Origin of the sequence: Brevibacillus brevis, assembly GCF_900637055.1 — a bacterium.
Taxonomy (GTDB): Bacteria; Bacillota; Bacilli; order Brevibacillales; family Brevibacillaceae; genus Brevibacillus; species Brevibacillus brevis.
Window position 1 is genome coordinate 3767053 of the sequence record NZ_LR134338.1, and the last position, 17650, is coordinate 3784702.

Genomic DNA, 17650 nt, shown 5'->3' on the forward strand with positions numbered 1-17650 from the left:
TCGATTTTTCGAGTGACTTCCCTCCATATGAATTCTTAATAGAAAGGTGCTTTTCACCGTAAAATTATTGATAAAGAAAAGGCGACTTTCAAATTGACCTATGTCCTTCCCTTTTGCTAATGTGGAATCAACAAAAAACCGTTTGAAAGAAACGGATTGGAATCCATTGAGGGGGAAGTATCATGCTGTATGTAGATGGCAAATGGGTAGAAGACGGGCAAGTCGCAGTTCATCCAGAAGACCGCGGTTACAACTTTGGGGATGGCATATATGAGGTAGTACGTATTTATAAGGGCCGTATGTATCAATGGGATGGACATCTTACCCGTTTGTTCCGAAGTGCCAAAGAAATAAAAATGGAGCTTCCATGGAGCGCAGAAGAGCTGACAGACTTAGCGAATCAGCTGATCGCCAAGAACAATATCACGGAGAATGATGACGCCAGCCTTTACCTGCAAGTATCTCGTGGCGCCTCTCCCCGTGTACACGATATTCCGTCCGGGATCAAGCCTGTGATCATGGGCTTTGTCCGTCGCAAGGATCGTCCTGTCGCCGATATGAAAAAAGGCTGGACCGCTCAGCTCGTCGAAGATATCCGCTGGCTGCGTTGTGATATCAAAACGCTCAATCTGCTAGGGGCTGTTCTTGTCAAACAATACGCAAAGGATGCAGGTGCCCAAGAATCGATTTTGCACCGCAACGGCATCATCACAGAGTGCAGCTCCTCCAATTTGTTCGTCGTGAAAAATGGCGAGCTGTATACGCATCAGGCTGACAATCTGATCCTGCACGGAATTACTCGCCAAGTGGTCATTGATTTGGCTCGGAACAATGGCATCACTGTACATGAAGAAGCATTCGACATGGCTTTCTTGAAGCAAGCCGATGAAATATTCCTCACCAGCACGACCGCGGAAATCATGCCGCTCATCTCGGTAGATGGCGTCGCTGTCGGCAACGGACAGCCAGGACCTGTCGTGCTTACGCTACAAGACTTGTTTGAACAGCATATCAACACGAGTGTTCTCGTGTAATGAAAAGAAGCTCTCCCGGTATGCGTATACATCCGAGAGAGCTTTTCTTTATTGTTTAACGACGCAAATTCCATTCGTCTGTAGCATAGCGCGTACTCACGAGTTCTTCTGCCAAAGCGAGTTCTTCATCTGTAAGCGTTGAAGGGATCAGCTCCACTTCCAATCCGGATGCAAAGCCTTTCGAGAACGCCTCGATGGATTCTTGGAGACTGATTGGCCGAGGGCTTACTTGGTTGATCGTCACTGCTTTTTGACGGAAGCTATCGATCATCCGTTGTTTTACCCGCTCCGATGGGAAATGCAAGAGCGAGAACAGCAAATCTACGTCCATATCAAGCAGAATAGAGCCGTGCTGAAGAATAACACCCTTTTGGCGAGTCTGAGCGCTTCCCGCTACTTTTTTCCCCTCTACTACGAGCTCATACCAAGAGGGCGAATCGAAGCAGGCGGATGACCCTGGAGATGTATACTTTTCCTTCTCTTCTTCATTCGCCAAAGAGACCATTTCCGCCGAGAGTCCAAGGTTTTGGAAGCCGTGCAGAAGTCCCAAGCTGATGATTTTGTAGGCTTCCGTCACACTCGAAGGCATTTTCGGATGGTCTTCGGATACGATGACACTGTATGTCAGCTCCTGATCGTGGAGAACAGCACGCCCTCCCGTCGCTCTGCGAACAAAGCCCAGTCCTCTCTTTTGAACTTCCTCCAGGTTGATTTCCTTGATGGCCTTCTGGAAATAACCAATCGACAGTGTCGCCGGGTCCCACGTGTAAAAACGAACGGTCGGGGGAACCTTGCCCTCACTATGTAATTGCAAAATTGCTTCATCTACTGCCATATTCATCGGGGGTGACATTGCTTCCGTCACGATATAGCGCCACTGTTCCATTTATGTACCTCCTCATTCACAACGCCTTCATTGTACGCTTCTGGCATGAAGGACGGCAAGCCTCTGATGGGCTAATTTGAGCGGAAAGAAAAGCCGCCCGTAACGACAGGCGACTTTTCCTGGAATCTAGAATTATGCTTGCGGTTGATAACGCAGAATTGGCTTTCTTGCCGCTGTCGCTTCATCCAAACGTTTGACCACAGTGGTATGAGGAGCTTCCTGAACGATTTCTGGCGTTTCCTCGCACTCGCGGGCAATTTGCAGCATAACGTCGATGAACTCATCGAGCGTTTCTTTTGTCTCGGTTTCGGTCGGTTCGATCATGAGGCACTCGTCCACGATCAACGGGAAGTAGATCGTTGGCGGGTGATAGCCGAAGTCGAGCAAGCGTTTTGCAATATCGAGCGTGCGTACGCCCAGCTTCTTCTGGATTACACCAGACAGGACGAACTCATGCTTGCAGACGCGATCAAATGGCAGATGATAAGCCGTTGCCAGACGACGCATCATGTAGTTGGCAGAGAGCACCGCATTTTGGGAAACTTGCAGCAAGCCTTCTGGCCCCATCGTACGGATGTAGCTGTGCGCACGAACGAGAATGCCGAAGTTTCCGTTGTAGCCTTTGACGCGACCGATGGAAGCCGGACGATTGCTGTCCCAGTAGAAGCTGCCGTCTTCCTTTTTCGCTACGATTGGTGTAGGCAGGAATGGCTCGAGAATTTTTTTCACGCCGACCGGACCTGCACCTGGACCACCACCGCCGTGTGGTCCTGTAAACGTTTTGTGCAAGTTCAAATGCACAACGTCGAAGCCCATGTCTCCCGGACGAGCAATTCCCAGGATCGCATTCGCATTCGCACCGTCGTAATACAACAGCCCGCCCGCTTCATGGACGATTTTCGCCATTTCCACGATATCTTCTTCAAACAATCCGAGTGTATTCGGGTTCGTCAGCATCAAGGCAGCCGTGTCAGGACCTACTGCATCACGCAGCGCTTGAATGTCTACCAGTCCGCGCTCGTCAGAAGCAATCGTTACGGTATCCAAGCCAGCTACAGCGGCAGATGCCGGGTTCGTACCGTGCGCGGAGTTCGGCACGATTACTTTGGTACGATGGGCTTCTCCACGGCTCTCGTGGTAGGCACGAATCATCATCAAACCTGTCCACTCACCCGCAGCACCAGCGGCTGGTTGCAGCGTAACTGCGTCCATCCCTGTGATTTCAGCCAGTTCTTCTTGCAGGTTGTACAACAGCTCCAATGCGCCCTGGACGGTTTCTTCCGGTTGGTACGGATGCGTCTGCGCGAAGCCTGCGTAACGGGCAACGTCTTCGTTGATTTTCGGGTTGTATTTCATCGTGCAAGAACCGAGCGGATAGAAGCCATTGTCTACCCCGTGGTTGCGACGAGACAATTCTGTATAGTGACGAACCAATTGCAGCTCAGATACCTCTGGCAGTTCAGCCGGTGTTTCGCGAATGAGGTGCTTCGGCAAAAGGCTTGCTACTTCTACTTCTGGAACATCCAATGCCGGCAAATTGTAGCCCACACGGCCTGGTTTGCTCATTTCAAAGATCAGTGCTTTTTCCTGGTCGTTACGCACGTGCGATCGCCTCCAATTCAGCCGCCAATGTGTCGATTTCTTCTTTGGTACGCAGCTCGGTTACTGCAAGCAAGGTATGATTCGCAAACTCCGGATAGTCGAGACCGAGATCATAGCCCCCGATGATTCCAACAGCCAGCAGGCCTTTGTTCACTTCTGCAACTGGTTTGTTCAGCTTCACGACAAACTCGTTGAAGAACGGCGAGGTGAATACGATTTCCAAGCCTTTTGCTTGCAGGGCATTCTTGGCGTAATGCGCTTTTTGCAGGTTCATCATCGCCATTTCTTGTACCCCTTGCTTGCCGAGTGCTGTCATGGTGATCGAAGCAGCCAAAGCGAGCAGTGCCTGGTTTGAGCAAATATTGGAGGTCGCTTTTTCACGACGAATATGCTGTTCACGCGCTTGCAGCGTCAGTACGAAGCCGCGTTTGCCATTCTCGTCCTTCGTTTGACCGACGATACGACCTGGCATTTTGCGCATCAGCTTGGTTGTCGTCGCGAAGTATCCGCAGTGCGGTCCGCCAAAGGATGCCGGGATACCGAATGGCTGCATGTCGCCTACTACGATATCTGCACCCAATTTGCCCGGTGCTTCCAGTACGCCGAGAGCAAGCGGGTTGGAGGATGTGATCAACAGTGCACCTTTTCCGTGCGCAATTGGTTCAATCGCTCCCAAGTCCTCTACATTTCCGAAGAAGTTCGGATACTGCACGATGACCGCAGCTGTATTTTCATCTACGAGAGCTTCCAGAGCCGCTGTATCCGTAACGCCATCGCTGTTGATACCTACTTCAACCAGCTCGACGTTTTGTCCATATGCATATGTTTTCAATACTCCACGCGCTTCCGGATGTACTGCGCGGGAAACGATTATGCGCTTTTTGCCAGTGTGGCCCGCAGCCATCATCGCTGCCTCTGCCAAAGAAGTCGCGCCGTCATACATCGAGGAGTTGGCTACCTCCATGCCAGTCAGTTCACATACCATGGTCTGGAATTCAAAAATAGCTTGCAGCTCACCTTGGCTGATCTCTGGCTGGTAAGGCGTATAAGCGGTAAAAAATTCACCGCGGAGCAGCATGTGATTGACTGTGCTCGGCGTGTAATGCTGATAAACACCCGCACCTAGAAAGTTAACATGCGTGCTGAAGTTCACGTTTTTATTTGCGAGGCGTGTAAAATACTTCACCAAATCCGGCTCGGAAAGTGCTTCTGGAATATTCAAAGCACCCTGAAAGCGCACTTCTTCCGGAATGTCAGCAAACAATTCTTCTACACTCGAAATGCCGAGGGTTTCCAGCATTTCGCGCTTGTCCTGATCAGTTTGGGGCAGGTAGCGGTATTTCACGGACGTTGTCCTCCTCTAAAAGGATGTATGTGGTGTAGCGTTTAATTTTTTGGGCGTTTATAAAATGGAGCGGCAACGACTTCTGCTTTCAGACGTTTTCCGCGAATCTCTACTTCTACTTCTGTACCTAACGCAGCATGCTCGGTTTTTACGAGAGCGAGACCGACGTTTTTCTTCAAGGTTGGAGACTGTGTTCCCGTCGTCACTTCGCCAATGAGCTCATCCCCCACATAGACTGGGTAATGCGTGCGCGGAATCCCACGGTCGATCATTTCGATCCCTACCAGCTTGCGTGGGGCACCGTTTTCTTTTTGTGCCTTCAGCACTTCCTGACCGATGAACGGCACTTCTTTGTCTACCTTGACAGCAAAGCCAATTCCCGCTTCGATCGGAGTGATGTCTTTGCTGAGCTCTTGGCCGTACAGTGGCAGCTTGGCTTCAAAACGAAGCGTATCGCGCGCACCGAGACCGCACGGCAAAAGACCTTCTTCTTTTCCGGCATCAAGCAAGATGTCCCACAGCTCTGCTGCACGATCGGCATCCAGATAAATCTCGAAGCCATCTTCACCAGTATAGCCAGTGCGGGAGACCAATGCCGGAATACCGCTCACTTGCACATCACGCTCAAAACGGAAAAAGCCGATCCCGGACAAGTCTGTTGTCGTCAGCTTTTGCAGAATGGATTCTGCCAAAGGACCTTGAATCGCGATTTGTGCTGTCTGTGGCGAAATATTCTCAATCGTTACGCCTGGAATCAGATGTTCTTCTAGCCACGCATAGTCTTTGTCGATATTCCCCGCGTTGATGACGAGCAAGTAATGATCATCTGCATACTTGTACACAAGCAGATCATCTACTGTACCACCATCCGGGTAGCAAAGCACGCTGTACTGCGCTTGCCCGATTGCCAGCTTGGACACGTCATTGGTTGTCACACGCTGGAGGTAAGAAAGAGCGTTTTCCCCTTTTACGTCCACTTCTCCCATATGGGAAACATCAAATAGACCAGCTTTTGTCCGAACAGCTTCATGCTCTTGACCAATGCTTGTAAACTGCACCGGCAGATCCCAACCACCGAAGTCGATGGTTTTCGCGCCATACTTTGCATAAGAATCAAATAGTGGCGTACGTTTCAAATTGGACATGTGGCACCTCCTGTGAACAATAAGATCCAAAACAAAACAGAGGCGGAAAAACGGGTACACCAAAATAATGGTGCCCATTTCTCCCCCTCTGTCCTTGGTACCTGAGAGTTACCTTGCCAATTACGTGAGGTGTAAACATTCCTCACTTGCAAGTTTCCCCTTTGGTGGCTCGTGTGAGCTCTCTCCAGAGTTGCGTCCAGTAGAGGTACTTTTGCCTGAGAGATTCACCGTTACCGGCTTGCTCCTTCGGCGCTGCTGTGCTTCTCGCAGTCTCTCCCTACTACCTTCATTCGCGGTGGTTTCATAGTCATACATAAGTTTTTGCTATCATTTCCATACTAATAGATGAACTACCTCTTTATCCTACCATGAGAGTCCGAAGTTGAAAATATACAAATTAACAGTCAGATTCAGAAAAACTTAACGAAACACATTGACAATAGATAAATGTTCAGTTTTTTGGCATTAACCATGAAAGTTATGGCAGAGCTATGTAAAGGAGTATCTTATATGCCGAATGTTCCTATTTCATTTGATACGAGCTGGATCAATCCGCTTACAGAACGCATGCAAGAAGATGGCCCTTGGGATAAGTGGGAGCTGTTCAAGCTCACATTGGAAGCGGAAGAAGCCATGGCTGTTCGCGAATTTGACCAGTTGCAATGTCTGAAATACCTTCCACTCTTATCGCCATTTCCTCATCAGTTGGAGACGGCGAAACGTGTCCTGTTAGAGATGCGCGGTCGTGCCATCCTCGCAGATGAGGTCGGTCTGGGGAAGACGATTGAAGCAGGCTTGATCATGAAGGAGTACATGGTTCGCGGCTTGGCTAAAAAAATTCTCGTTCTGGTTCCAGCCTCTCTCGTGATTCAATGGACAAAAGAGCTTCATCAAAAATTCGGCATTGCCGCAGTCGCGCAAAAAAAAGAATATATGTGGCGGCAGCATGAGGTCGTTGTCGCATCGATTGATACAGCAAAACGTGATCCTCACAGGCGTCACGTACTCGACATCGATTACGACATGCTCATTATCGACGAGGCCCATAAACTCAAAAATAAACGGACACGCAACTATCAGTTCGTCAAAGAGATCCGCAAAAAATACTGCCTGCTCCTTACCGCAACTCCCATTCAAAATGAGATGGACGAGCTGTACAACCTCATCAATTTGTTAAAGCCAGGCCACCTTGGCCATACTTCCACCTTCTCTACCAATTACGTAGAGGGCAAACGCCAATCCAAAAACAGCGAGAAATTGCGGGAAGAAATTGAAAAGGTCATGATTCGCAACAAACGAAGTGATGGCGGTATCCAATTCACCAGCCGTCGCGTTCAGTCGATTCCGATTGACCTTTCCCCTGAGGAAATGACTTTGTACGAAGGTGTAACCCGCTTTGTCCGCGAGCAATACCAAACAGGATTTGGGGTTGGCGGCTTCAACTCTCTCGCTCTGATTACCTTGCAGCGAGAGGTCTGCTCAAGTAAGGAAGCTGCGTTCATGACGCTGTATAACATGCACCAGCGTACCGGCGAAGACTCTCCCTTGCGCTCACAAATTCTTGAGCTAGTCGAGTTGATCAAACAAATAGAGACGCATTCCAAAGCTGCCAAAACGGTTGAGCTCATTCAACAAATCAACGACAAAGTGATCATTTTTACAGAGTATCGGGCAACACAAAACTATTTGCAAAAGTATTTGCACGACCACGGCATTACTTCTGTCCCTTTCCGCGGCGGCTTTAAACGCAGTAAAAAGGACTGGATGACTGATCTTTTCCAAAATCGTGCACAAGTCCTGATCGCGACGGAAGCAGGCGGGGAAGGCATCAATTTGCAGTTCTGCAATCAAGTGATCAATTACGACATGCCTTGGAATCCCATGCGAGTGGAGCAACGAATCGGTCGCGTCCATCGCCTGGGCCAAAAAAGAGATGTGCACATTTACAATTTATCGACAACAGGAACGATCGAGGAGCATATTCTCAAGCTGCTGTATGAAAAAATCGACCTGTTTGAAATGGTCATTGGCGAACTCGATGATATCGTGGAACGCTTGAATTTAAGTCACTCCTTGGAAGACAATTTGGTTCAAATTATTATGGATTCCCGCTCCTCCAAAGAAATGGCGCTGAAGCTCGATAACATTGGACACGCGATTCGGGCAAGCAAAGTAACAAAAGATGCCGTCCCGCTTTCTGAGGCGGCTGACCAATAACTCTTGTTGGATACGAAAAAGAAATGAGGTCTCCTGATGCAGCAACAACAGGTCAGACAATTTGTCGAGCGGTATTTGGCGACTTTTTCTGCCCATATCGTCGAATCTCACCCGGATTATTTCACAGTCAAACTCCCTGTCGAGGTGGACAAAGATATCGGCAATCGCCCTTTTTACTGGAGCTGGGTGGATAAGATGAATTTGGCTTATCAGCCATTGGTGCTCACCTTTACTTTTCATCCGGATTGCATGCCTGAGGGTTTGCGATCCGAGCATCTGCATCTAGGGGCTGCCCGCATGCAACAAATTTTCGCTTCAGCCAAAAAGCATGGCAGCTTTGTCTGTATGTACGAGCAACAAGGCGGCCTTTTAGGCAATGCCGGTAAGCGTCGGTCAACCCCTCTCGTGCCTTGGCTCGGGATAAACTTGAAGGTTTCCCTGCTTTGTGACAAGCGACGTGACATTTTATTGTATTTGGGGATCAATTTGCATCAGCCACGTCTGGTGAAGGATTTCACTTCGTTTTTATTTTCACTTTCCTTGACCCCTGCGATCCCCGACTACTATTACACGTTGGATCGAAAGGTAACCATACAGGAAGCCCTCCAAATGGCACAGCAAGAAGTGGAACATACATTGGAACAAGAAGATCAGCAATGGGCAGAGGACGCGCGTACACGTTTGAGCGAAGAAATGGCCATCTTGGAAGCATACTATGAAGAATTGGCACGCCGTGAACCACAAGATGAGCAGAGAAACGCAGACGAAACCGAAGAAGAAGCAGAGCAACCAGAGTCGTCACTCGAACAAGAAGCCCCGCATCCCGAACCTGATCCAGCTGGGCCATCTTCTGTCGAACAGCCATTAGCTTTTGACGAATACCGGGCTTCTGGCGGACGAATCCTCGACTTTTTACGTGCAAATGGAATCCAAACCACTCCACGCGAAGAGATTCATCAGGCAGAATGGAAAAAGAGCACGCCAGATGAGGAAAGACAACGCCGAAAAGACGAGCTGGCATGGCAATACGAGCCGCGGATCGAGGTGTCGTTCATCAACGGTGGCTTGTTCTATTTATCTTCCGTTCCTCCGCTCATGCGGTCATCGAAAGCAAAAAGCATGCGACATCTCCCCGCATCAGGGCGAATCATGTAAAAGATCAACGAGAAAATGTGAAACAGAAAAGACACGTTGCAACAAATCTTTTTGTCATAGCTGGTTACAATAGGAATAGGTTAAGCCTTTACAAAAGGTGGTGCATAGTTGTGACCAGACGATTTCTTCCTTTTATCGCTGCTCTTTTGTCTCTGATGCTGCTTTCTTTACCAGCTTTTGCGCAAGACGAAGCAAGCTGGGACAAGCAATTCCAAGCACAAATTCGAGAATGGATGGATGCAATCGCAAGCCGAGACCCTCAATTCAAGCAATGGCAAGACGCAAAGACGGACGTGCAAACACTTGGTGCAGGACAGCATCAATGGCTGGTAAGTATAAAAAAAGCGGACAAGCAAGTAGGGTATTTGGTGATAGGCGAATCACCTGATTCCACTTCCCATGAGAAATTTGTTCTGCTGGAGTACGGTGTTGGGGAGTACATCTTGTTCGATGACGCTTTTGCTCCGAAAGAAATCGCGGCAGAGCCAGTTTATGACGGGTTCGCTTCCTACTGGCTGATCACCCAGAAGTCAGATACACAAATGGTCAATGCAAAAACGGGAGAAATGTATCCCACTTCCTTTCAAATTAGTGAGCCCGCTGTCGATGCTTTTGCAGGCGAGCAGCTCATACAAAATGGACAACGCCTGACTCAAATGAGAATTTTAAGTGCTGCCGAGGCTGATCCTTTTGATCATATCGGGTGGGTCAGCCAAATGAGTACAACGGATACAGACGTGTCCTGGAACCAATTGTGGCAGCAAAATTATACCTCTCCGGTTACATTAGCCGTCCCGATTCATCAGTCACAGGTTTTGGCACCCTTTGTCGTGGGGTCCCTGCATTTATGGAATGACCAAAATGCTTATGTGGGCGTATGGGATGAGGGCCTGCGCTTTGTCCCGTATTCGTATGCCCATCGCGTCGGACGATTTTTCGTAAACGAAACAAGCTCTCCTGCCGAATAACCGGTTGGAGAGCTTGCTTTTTACGTTTTTGATTCACCGATGTTCTGTAGGAGAGAGACGTTCATGAACGGCATGAAAAATTTCATTGACCGTCATTCCCTCTGCATTAATGACGGGAGCTCCTGTAATCGTTTTGTTTTGATTACCCAGCACGTTGATATCCTGGCCTGTAATGACAATCGCATCTACAACCTGCTGCCAGTTGCCTAGATCAACAACATCGTAACCATTTTGACGCAGCATCTTGCACACTTCAGACAGGGAATTTTCTACCGCTACTCTCGCCATATGCACCCTCCGTCTTCGATCATGATAAGTTTACGAATTTTATTTGCGCCACAACAGTCGAATGGACATGGGAATAGCACCAAACCAGCGTGACGACCAGGACTCGCGTGGAGTCTTACGCAAACGGCGTTCATCTTTTGGGGTATCCACGTACTGAACAAACAGTTTCGTCAGGTACTTTAAATATTCCTGAAAGGACATCGCACTCGACCTCCTTCTTACTCGTGGATTGGACACCACGGCGCAAGCGCTGTCCCCTCTATTGTTTCCCGTCCTGCGTTCTTTCAACCACTTGGCTCGTAATTTCCATCACAATATCGGAAAGACTCTTTCCTGTCGTATCCACCTGAATCGGTGCGAAATCGTATACACCTGCGCGCTCCGCCATTAAGGTTTTTACCCTTGTCTCTACACCACCTGCCAACAAGGGTCGGCCTGTATCCTTTTCCAAACGCTTGATAAGCTCCTCTTCCGTGGCATGCAGCGCGATTACGATGCCTTGCTCCATCATCATCTCTACGTTTTGCTTCCGCAATACAGCTCCTCCCCCAGTTGTTACTACCTGAGATCCTGCTGCCAGTAATTGCGCAAGACGTTTCGTCTCAACGTCACGGAAATACGCTTCGCCTTGATCGGTGAAGATTTCTGGAATGCTGCGACCTTCGCTTTCCACAATCGCATCATCCAAGTCTGTATGCTTCATTCCCAAAGAGGCAGCGAGTGCGGCGCCAACCGTGGTTTTTCCCGTTCCCATAAATCCGACCAACACCAGGTTTTTCATTTTGTTTCTGCCGCCTTTCCAATCGTTCGGTGCGTATTGATCTTCACCGTTTTTTGTTGTTGATTGTACGCTGTCTCATATCCCAATGCTTTTTCAAAAAAGGACAGTGGAACCATCGTACGTTCTTTGATCTCGATTAACGGGCTGCCTAAATCTATTCGCTTCCCATCTACATCAGCAAAGCGCTCCCGTTCCTTTATAAATACTTCACGTCCATTTCCTTTTACGCGGATCATTTGTTTCTTGTCGTCCCAGCTAATCGCCAATCCTATTTTCTCACCGAGCTCACGCAGCGGAATATACACCGTATTTTGGGTGACCCGAGCCGGAATCGATGGATAAAAGCTCATGTTATTGATGATCGTGGTGATATAGGGCTCCAATTGCACTGCACCAAAGCCACTCTTATTTGCACTAGTGGTATACAGGGTGAAATATTTCGCTTCCCCTTGCAAAGTTTGCCCAAGCGCCTGATCGAGATGCTCTGCACCAATGACACTGCCATGATAATTTTGCTGGACGCGCTGCAAGAATCGCTTATAGGCGTCGTCACCGATTTTGCGACGCAGGTTGTCGAACAGGAGTGCGCCCCGCGAATACCAGGTCAGCTTAAACTCCTCTTCAGTGGCAAACTTCTGCAATGGCTTGTCCAGCTTTCCATTTGGATAACGCTCTTGCAAACGTTTGACATCACGGTTGTACTCATCCAGCAGCGTCGTAGCTGATTGGGCACCATAACGCTTCTGCAAGTAATGAGACACGCCGAGCTCCACCAGCCCCTCATCAAGCCACCCATGCGAGGACTCCAATGTAGCCACACTGTTGTACCACCAAAGATGCCCTACCTCATGCGGCAGCCAATGATCGATCAGATTGTTGTAATGCATGTCTCTTTTGAATACGGCGAGATTCGCGTATTCCATGGCGTACGTCGTTCCTGTACTTGTTTCCGCAATCGCCACGTGCGGATACGGCAACGGACCGTACATATCGATAAAAGTAGGAAATACCGATTGGGCAATGGTTTTGATTCTTTCGATGTTACCTTTATCAACGGAAGCAATATCAACCGTTAAATTCGGAGCAAATTGAATGGTTTCGATGTGATAAAGCGGACTTCCGACCAGTCCAAAGTTCAACAGATTTTTTGCTTGATAATGGACTTGCTGCTTACTGCCACCGATGGACTTCGTTTGTCCTCTGCCCCAAGAACTGACCCATTTGTAGCCTTGTGGCGAGGTAAATGACACATCGTAATCTCCATAGTGGTAAACGAATGGATCACCAAAATCAACGCGTTGCGGTGGGTTATACCAAACACCTTTTTGATTTTGGGCACCGAGCATCGGGTACCATGTCGTCAACGTCCATATATCGTCTTTGACCCCAAAACGTGTGCCCCTGCGCGGAACCGGGTTCTCGAATTCAATGGTCAAGGCGCCACGAAGCTCCTTGCCAAGAGGATTTGCCAGCTTCACCAGCGATTGACCACGTTCAAAAGAAAGCGGCTTGTCCTTGTAGCGAATCGACTTCACCGTCATTTTGTTCCAAAGGTAGTCGTAAATATACAGCCGTACATCTGGCGTTTTCGGGTTGTCGAATTCCAAGATCATGTTTCCGGTTATTTTTGCTTCGGACGTATGTAATTCAGCTTGAATCTTATATACAGGGTTCAGATCCTTTACATAAGACGGCAGAGGCGGATCATAAGAAAATGGATCGACGAACGTTTGCTCCTCCTCCGGTGATTGATTCATGGCAATGATTTGAGAAATAGCTGGCCAATACGCGACGACTCCAACTGAGCCAAAAAAAACGAGGATCGTCACACATACTAGCAAGCTCGTTTTATGTAGTGATTTCATGACAGCCCCCATATGATAAACCGCCCGGCGGCAGGCGCTATATGTTTTTGTTTCATTGTAGCAAATATATGTCAAACTGAGTAGAAATTCAGGAGATTCTGTAGAGAAAACGCCTGATTTGACGATGGTCTCCCCTGGGTAAAATAAAAAAGCCGCCACTCATTGTATCGTAATGATTGGCAGCTTTCTTTAGCTTTTACCAGGTTTCGTACATAATTTTTCCGGTCTGGCTAAGATCATAGCCCCCGACTGCTTCCAATTCCTTTTGAAACGGACGCGACCCGAGAACATCAAGAACGGCCTGAATGAGCGGTTCGTTGTTCTTGTTTTTCAACAAAACGAGGTCATAGCGCTCACGCACGGTTGGGACAAACTCCACGCCGACGAGTGAAGCTGCCTTTTCAATTCCCACCCCTACGTCTGCTTCGCGCCGCGCTACTACCCCTGCGACTGCCAGATGATTCGACTCTTCCCGTTCAAAGCCACTCACGTCATTCCCCGCTATTTTTGCAAGTCGAAACTGCTCTTCAATCAACGTGCGTGCACCGGACCCTTTTTCCCGATTGACCATGCGAATGCCCGGCTTCGTAAAATCACTCCATGCTTTGATCTGTTTCGGATTGCCAGCCTGCACGTAGAATCCGGCCCAACGTGACAACATATTGATGACAACATAACGATGCCCACACAAAATGCGACGAATATACGGGACATTGTATTCATTGGTATCCCCATCGTACAAGTGCGTGCTGACGATATCAGCCTTACCTGTATACATCGCCACGAGGCTGTTCAGAGAGCCTACGTATGAGCGGAGCGGTCGGTATGCCTCATCCTTTTTCTCCAAATGCCCTGCCAGTAGATCCAAGCTAACATCCTGCCCGCTGATAATGATATTGCGGCCTGTACCAGCCTGCTCATGCCGTGACAATTGCTGAGCTTGTCCTGTCTCGCGGATGCTAACAGCTGAGGCTTGTCTGTACTCTCCCTTTGCCTTCGCCTTGTACGCTTCCAGATCGCTTTCGTCTACGCGCATTTGCCGACCGACACGATAAGCAGGCAGCTCTCCTTTTTTAATCAGGTCGTAAACCGTCAGCTTTGAAATACGTAGAATTTTTGCTATTTCTTCGGTGGTATAAGAATTTTGTTGACTCATGACCCGCCTCCGTTATCTCCTTTGCTCTATTTTCAAACAAGTATCGTAAAATCGCAATTGATTATTCATTACGAATCCATATAATCTAGTTATGTCCAGTTATAATTAATTATAACTAAATATAATTATGGAGGTCTTTTTTATGAAGAAGCACTGGTTTGCTATTTTCGCGGCATTTTGCTTGATGCTGACAGCTTGCTCGACAACACAAACAGCACCACAAGCAAGTGAGCCGGCCAAAACCGATGCAGTAAAGGTCGAACTGATGATTTCTGCTGCTGCTAGCTTGACGGATGCCTTGAATGAGCTGAAAACCCAATATGAAACGGAACACCCGGGAACGACTCTCACCTTTAACTTCGGAGGCTCGGGCAAACTCGCCACACAAATTACACAGGGCGCTCCATCAGACGTATTTTTGTCCGCTAGTAAAAAAGACATGGACGGTCTAGAGGAACAGCAACTGATTATCAAAGACACACGCCAAGACTTCACGAAAAACTCGCTTGTTCTCATTGCCGGTAACACAAGTGCTGTGACTATCTCTTCTTTTGAAGAGCTGACCAACGCAGCGATCAAGCATATTGCCGTCGGTGAGCCTGAGACAGTCCCTGCTGGACGATATGCGAAAGAAACATTGGACACGCTGAAAATGTGGGATTCTCTATCCGCACAAATGGTATTTGGCAGTGATGTTCGCCAAGTTTTGACCTTCGTAGAATCTGGTAACGCGGAAGTCGGGATCGTCTATTCCAGTGACGCAGCAGCTTCGAAAAATGTAAAGGTACTAGCGACTGCCAAGCCTGAATGGCACAAGCCGATCGTTTATCCAGGTGCGGTCGTCAGCGCATCGAAGAACCCGGATGCAGCAAAAGCTTTTCTTGCCTACTTGACAAGCGACAAAGGAAAAGCGATCTTACAGAAGTACGGGTTTCAATAAACCAATCGAATCGAATTGGAGGTGGCAAGCGTGATCGAAACCAATCTCACTCCTTTGATGCTCTCCCTTAAAGTAGCTGCGCTCTCCACCTCCTTTGTATTTGTCCTTGGGATGGTTTTTGCAAGATGGATGACACAAAAGGATTTTTGGGGGAAGAATGTCCTGGAGTCCTTCTTTTTGCTTCCCCTTGTTCTACCTCCCACTGTTGTCGGCTTTGGCTTGTTGATGCTTTTCGGAAAAAACGGTTTTCTCGGCCAGCTATTGCATGAATGGTTCAATATTACCGTCGTCTTTACGCTGACAGGAGCCGTTATTGCCTCGATTGTCGTTTCCTTTCCGTTGATGTATCAGAGTGCAGTCGCTGCCTTCACAGGAGTGGATCGTCGTTTGGAAAATGCGGCACGCACGATGGGCGCTTCGGAATGGCGATTATTCTGGACCGTTACCTTTCCCTTGGCTTGGCCTGGTCTGTTGGCTGGGTTTGTTCTTTCTTTTGCCCGTGGTTTAGGGGAGTTTGGCGCTACGCTGATGCTCGCAGGCTACATCCCTGGGAAAACCGATACGATTCCCGTCGCCATTTATTTTGCTGTTGAGGCTGGTCAAATGGATAAGGCATTGTTTTGGGTCATCATTATTGTTTCCTTGGGGATGGGTACGACTCTCTGGCTGAATTGGTGGAGTCGTCGCAATGTGCGCAGGTACGCCAATCAAAAGTAAGGCAGGTGAATGGTACATGCTCTTTGTCCACATACAGAAGCGTTTGCCTGATTTTATTCTGGATGTGTCCTTTTCGGTGCAAAAGGAAATTGTCGTGCTGTTCGGTCCATCCGGCTCTGGCAAAACAACGATATTGAACAGTATTGCAGGTCTGGTTCATCCTGATACGGGCGTGATCCAACTAAATGAAAACGTCTTTTATCGTGAAGGACAGAAGCCGCTTCCCGTACAAAAACGCAACATCGGGTATTTATTTCAAGATTATGCGCTGTTCCCTCACATGACCGTCGAGCAAAATGTTCGATACGGTTTGAAAAAGGGGCATGAGCTGAATTTGGCTCCATTGCTGTCCACAGTGGGAATCGATCATCTGCTGCAAAAATATCCTCATCAGTTATCCGGGGGACAAAAACAACGGGTGGCACTCGTACGCGCGCTTGCTACTGAACCAGACATTCTGCTCCTTGATGAGCCTTTATCGGCGCTGGATGCGGATACGCGTAAACAATGCCAGGATGAGTTGCTTCGCCTTCACGCTATGTGGAACATCCCGTTTCTGCTGGTCACCCATGATCGTGAAGAAGCCGAGAAGCTCGCGGATGTCATTTTCCTGATCGATAACGGCACAATCAAAGAACGGAAAAATGAAAAAAGCCATTCAGCAACGTCCATTTCCCGATAATGGGATGGCATTGCTGGATGGCTTTTTGCCTATCGAGCTGTGATTGGTTCAATTTTCACATCGTTTTGCTTCGCCCATTTATGTACCTCACCAAGGAATTGCAGTACGTCATGGCTCTCGTGATGGACACAAAGGGTATCGGCTGCCAAGTCAATGTGCTCGCCATTAACTGTCTGTACTCTTTGTTTTAAAACGAGCTGACGTGTCTGCTCCATGCGTTCTTCCTTGCTGATCAGCACGCTTCCTTCCAACTCGCGCGGTGCCAATCGACCATTCGGCAAATAAGCCCGTTCTGCAAATACTTCCTCTGCCACCTGAAGACCGTGTTCCAAGCCTGCCTCTACAAGCTTGCTGCCAGACAACGCATAGAGAATCAGTTCTTCATCAATATCCGCAATGGCTTGGACAACCGCTTCGGCTAGCTCAGGGCGTTCAGCCGCTTCGTTATACAGCGCGCCATGCAATTTCACATGGTGAAGCTCCCCGCCGAGTGCTTTTGTAGTCCCAGCCAAGGCTGCAACTTGATACAGCACCAGCTCATACACTTCATTGACAGACAAGTTCATCGAACGACGTCCGAAGCCTTGAATATCTGCATAACCGGGATGTGCCCCGATTTTCACATCATGCTTGAGTGCAGCTTCGATTGTTCTGCAAATAATATGTGGATCCCCTGCATGCAATCCGCAAGCAATATTAACGGAGGTGATCCATTTCATAATCCCCAAATCCTCTGATTGTCGGCCTCTGCTGAAGCCCTCTGCCATATCGCAGTTAATATCCAGATGAATCATGTATGCTCACCTTTCTTTCGCTAATCTATCCCTTGAAAACGCATTCATACGCGTGGCTTCTCGTTTTCTTCCACT

General features: G+C 48.5%; 17 protein-coding genes and 2 riboswitches. Of the genes, 7 read left to right on the forward strand and 10 right to left on the reverse strand.

The window, feature by feature from the left end:
• Nucleotides 1-182 precede the first annotated feature (182 nt).
• The gene (gene dat, locus EL268_RS17910) at nucleotides 183-1034 is read left to right on the forward strand and encodes a D-amino-acid transaminase (RefSeq protein WP_106652900.1); all 852 of its coding nucleotides are present in this window, start codon (nucleotides 183-185) and stop codon (nucleotides 1032-1034) included.
• Between the two features lie 55 nt (nucleotides 1035-1089).
• Here dat and EL268_RS17915 read toward each other — a convergent pair whose 3' ends face one another.
• The 4 genes from EL268_RS17915 to gcvT form a co-directional block, all read right to left on the reverse strand.
• The gene (locus EL268_RS17915) at nucleotides 1090-1920 is read right to left on the reverse strand and encodes a lipoate--protein ligase family protein (protein ID WP_106652899.1); all 831 of its coding nucleotides are present in this window, start codon (nucleotides 1918-1920) and stop codon (nucleotides 1090-1092) included.
• Between the two features lie 132 nt (nucleotides 1921-2052).
• On the reverse strand, nucleotides 2053-3522 hold the full coding sequence (gcvPB, locus tag EL268_RS17920) for an aminomethyl-transferring glycine dehydrogenase subunit GcvPB (protein WP_106652898.1): 1470 nt from the start codon (nucleotides 3520-3522) through the stop codon (nucleotides 2053-2055).
• A complete protein-coding gene (gene gcvPA / locus EL268_RS17925; RefSeq protein WP_106652897.1) occupies nucleotides 3515-4867 on the reverse strand; it encodes an aminomethyl-transferring glycine dehydrogenase subunit GcvPA in 1353 nt (450 codons plus the stop codon). Before gcvPA ends, gcvPB begins: the two co-directional genes overlap by 8 nt.
• 41 nt (nucleotides 4868-4908) lie before the next feature.
• Nucleotides 4909-6012, reverse strand: a complete 1104-nt coding sequence (gene gcvT / locus EL268_RS17930) for a glycine cleavage system aminomethyltransferase GcvT (RefSeq protein WP_106652896.1) — start codon at nucleotides 6010-6012, stop codon at nucleotides 4909-4911.
• A gap of 78 nt (nucleotides 6013-6090) precedes the next feature.
• Nucleotides 6091-6205, reverse strand: a riboswitch (glycine riboswitch).
• Nucleotide 6206: 1 nt separating this feature from the next.
• Nucleotides 6207-6301, reverse strand: a riboswitch (glycine riboswitch).
• A 221-nt stretch (nucleotides 6302-6522) separates the two neighbouring features.
• On the opposite strand from gcvT, the gene EL268_RS17935 reads away from it, so the two are divergent.
• From EL268_RS17935 to EL268_RS17945, 3 genes are all read left to right on the forward strand, one after another.
• A complete protein-coding gene (locus EL268_RS17935) occupies nucleotides 6523-8229 on the forward strand; it encodes a DEAD/DEAH box helicase (protein ID WP_106652895.1) in 1707 nt (568 codons plus the stop codon).
• Between the two features lie 36 nt (nucleotides 8230-8265).
• A complete protein-coding gene (locus EL268_RS17940) occupies nucleotides 8266-9384 on the forward strand; it encodes a YqhG family protein (protein ID WP_106652894.1) in 1119 nt (372 codons plus the stop codon).
• Between the two features lie 110 nt (nucleotides 9385-9494).
• On the forward strand, nucleotides 9495-10352 hold the full coding sequence (locus EL268_RS17945) for a hypothetical protein (protein WP_106652893.1): 858 nt from the start codon (nucleotides 9495-9497) through the stop codon (nucleotides 10350-10352).
• Nucleotides 10353-10385: 33 nt separating this feature from the next.
• On the opposite strand, the gene EL268_RS17950 is transcribed toward EL268_RS17945, so the two are convergent.
• The 5 genes from EL268_RS17950 to EL268_RS17970 all read right to left on the reverse strand — a co-directional run bounded on the left by EL268_RS17950 (nucleotide 10386) and on the right by EL268_RS17970 (nucleotide 14442).
• Nucleotides 10386-10640, reverse strand: a complete 255-nt coding sequence (locus tag EL268_RS17950) for a YkuS family protein (protein WP_106652892.1) — start codon at nucleotides 10638-10640, stop codon at nucleotides 10386-10388.
• 39 nt (nucleotides 10641-10679) lie between these two features.
• Nucleotides 10680-10841 (reverse strand): YqzE family protein, encoded by a 162-nt coding sequence (locus EL268_RS17955; RefSeq protein ID WP_106652891.1) that lies wholly within the window; start codon nucleotides 10839-10841, stop codon nucleotides 10680-10682.
• A gap of 58 nt (nucleotides 10842-10899) precedes the next feature.
• Nucleotides 10900-11421: a shikimate kinase gene (locus tag EL268_RS17960; RefSeq protein ID WP_106652890.1), complete on the reverse strand. Its 522-nt coding sequence runs from the start codon at nucleotides 11419-11421 to the stop codon at nucleotides 10900-10902.
• Entirely contained in the window at nucleotides 11418-13286 is a 1869-nt protein-coding gene (locus EL268_RS17965; RefSeq protein WP_106652889.1) for a stalk domain-containing protein, read from the reverse strand. The genes EL268_RS17960 and EL268_RS17965 overlap by 4 nt, the downstream gene beginning before the upstream one ends.
• 196 nt (nucleotides 13287-13482) lie before the next feature.
• The gene (locus tag EL268_RS17970; RefSeq protein ID WP_106652888.1) at nucleotides 13483-14442 is read right to left on the reverse strand and encodes a helix-turn-helix transcriptional regulator; all 960 of its coding nucleotides are present in this window, start codon (nucleotides 14440-14442) and stop codon (nucleotides 13483-13485) included.
• Between the two features lie 142 nt (nucleotides 14443-14584).
• Between EL268_RS17970 and modA the strand changes: the two genes are divergently transcribed.
• From modA to EL268_RS17985, 3 genes are read left to right on the forward strand one after another with little or no spacing between them, the layout of a single operon-like run.
• The gene (modA, locus tag EL268_RS17975; protein ID WP_106652887.1) at nucleotides 14585-15382 is read left to right on the forward strand and encodes a molybdate ABC transporter substrate-binding protein; all 798 of its coding nucleotides are present in this window, start codon (nucleotides 14585-14587) and stop codon (nucleotides 15380-15382) included.
• 30 nt (nucleotides 15383-15412) lie between these two features.
• Nucleotides 15413-16099 (forward strand): molybdate ABC transporter permease subunit, encoded by a 687-nt coding sequence (gene modB, locus EL268_RS17980; protein WP_106652886.1) that lies wholly within the window; start codon nucleotides 15413-15415, stop codon nucleotides 16097-16099.
• Nucleotides 16100-16115: 16 nt separating this feature from the next.
• A complete protein-coding gene (locus EL268_RS17985; protein ID WP_106653149.1) occupies nucleotides 16116-16781 on the forward strand; it encodes an ABC transporter ATP-binding protein in 666 nt (221 codons plus the stop codon).
• A gap of 29 nt (nucleotides 16782-16810) precedes the next feature.
• Here the strand turns inward: EL268_RS17985 and EL268_RS17990 are convergent, their stop codons facing one another.
• Nucleotides 16811-17575, reverse strand: coding sequence for a LamB/YcsF family protein (locus tag EL268_RS17990; RefSeq protein ID WP_106652885.1), 765 nt, complete (start codon nucleotides 17573-17575; stop codon nucleotides 16811-16813).
• Nucleotides 17576-17650: the final 75 nt, after the last annotated feature.